The sequence below is a fragment of the Faecalibacterium tardum genome (assembly GCF_040096515.1).
In the GTDB taxonomy this organism is placed as follows: domain Bacteria; phylum Bacillota; class Clostridia; order Oscillospirales; family Ruminococcaceae; genus Faecalibacterium; species Faecalibacterium tardum.
The window spans coordinates 1-587 of the sequence record NZ_JBBMEO010000106.1 but is presented as its reverse complement, the minus strand read 5'-3'; the positions used below and the strand labels follow the sequence as shown (position 1 = coordinate 587).

The following is a 587-nucleotide window of genomic DNA, read 5'->3' as shown; positions in this document are numbered from 1 at the left end:
CCCCGATGGACACTGCCAGTGCTTCACTGGGGGTATCCACGCTGGTGACAACACGCTCTGGCCGAATCGTCCGCTTGGTAAACATATCTGCCTTGGACTTGAGATTTTTATTCTCGTCCAGATTCTCCAGCGAGCAGAGCAGATAATAGGAGCTGTCATCATCGAACAGGCGGGCATTTTTCTTGTCGTTGATCAGCCCGTATTTTGCAGTAAAGGCATCGTAGGCGGCGTTCAATTTTGCTTGCGATGCCTTAATGTCCTCGTCCGGGAAGTCGTTCAACTGCTGCTGAATCAGTTCGTTGACGATCTGCCGCAACTCCACCATACCAGCTACACGGCCTTTGGCGTTGTCGGACAGTTCAATCTGTGTCATGATGGAGTTCTCGCGGTAGTAGATTTCACCATCCACCACAGTATAGCTGAAATTCTTCACGGTAGGGTCTGCGGGCAGAGTTTTGCGCTGCACTTCCGCATCGGCAACGTCCGGAGCGGCAATCTCCACCGCAGTGAACTGGCCCTCGATGTGCTGCACCGCTTCGGTAAGCTGGTCTGCAAGGTTTGCATCTTCGATTGGTGCAACGGTCAGG

General features: G+C 53.2%; 1 protein-coding gene. It reads right to left on the bottom strand.

All coding sequences use genetic code 11. From position 1 onward, the window contains the following. Positions 1 to 587, bottom strand: a 587-nt coding sequence (locus WMO44_RS14990) for a hypothetical protein (RefSeq protein ID WP_435387744.1), incomplete at both ends; no start/stop codon positions are given.